At 66.0% G+C, this 729-nt stretch carries 1 protein-coding gene; it reads left to right on the forward strand.

Annotated features, from left to right (window positions below):
• Positions 1-256 precede the first annotated feature (256 nt).
• Entirely contained in the window at positions 257-532 is a 276-nt protein-coding gene (locus AA75_RS39605; RefSeq protein WP_149038655.1) for a hypothetical protein, read from the forward strand.
• Positions 533-729 lie beyond the last annotated feature (197 nt).

Here is a 729-nt window from a genome sequence, read left to right on the forward strand (position 1 = left end):
GCGGGCTTCGCCCGGCTGGGGGTGTGGGGTGACGGTGCGTGGGTGGTTCGGGGTGTGGGGGTTGGGGTGGTGAGGGGTGGTCAGGTGGTGGGGTCACTCGTTGGGGTGGTACGGGGGCGGGCTTCGCCCGTTCCGGTGCATCAAAGACAGCCAGCCGCTAGACTTTGGGGTGCCGGGCCGGTGCTGGGCGATTCCTTGGGGCTCGTGATCGCGCAGTTCGACGGGTCCAACTCGATTTCTCTTGAATGGATGGTGAGTGGCTGTGATCGTGCGAGACGATAACGGCGCTGTTCTGCCGGATCCGGAACAGGCTGCGCCTGCCGATCTCTGGCGGGTACTCCGGCTGCTCCCGGCCCTGGCTGACGACATGGAGCGGGAGCCTCACAGCTTCACGGTCGCCGGTCCGCTGCTGATCGCCCAGTACGAGCGGGTTGCCGAGCTCAGCGAGTGGGTGACGAGGTGCACCCATGCCCTGCACGACGAGCTGGCCGATGACCTGCACGGCCGTCAGGAGCAGCCTGGCGAAGACTGAGTCGGAGCCGCGTGAAACGCCCCGCCTGATGCTTGGCGGGGCGGACTCGAAATGTCGTGGCGGCTTTTCTGTCGAGTCGCATGAATTCCGGTGAATGGAGAGAGCCGTCATGGCGAAGAAATTGCGCCTGAACCAGGAAGAGGCGTGCGACTCGGCAGTACGACTTCTGACGCCTCCGGCGTCGGGTCTGGTGCCGC

This window comes from Kitasatospora sp. MBT63, assembly GCF_000710465.2.
In the GTDB taxonomy this organism is placed as follows: domain Bacteria; phylum Actinomycetota; class Actinomycetes; order Streptomycetales; family Streptomycetaceae; genus Kitasatospora.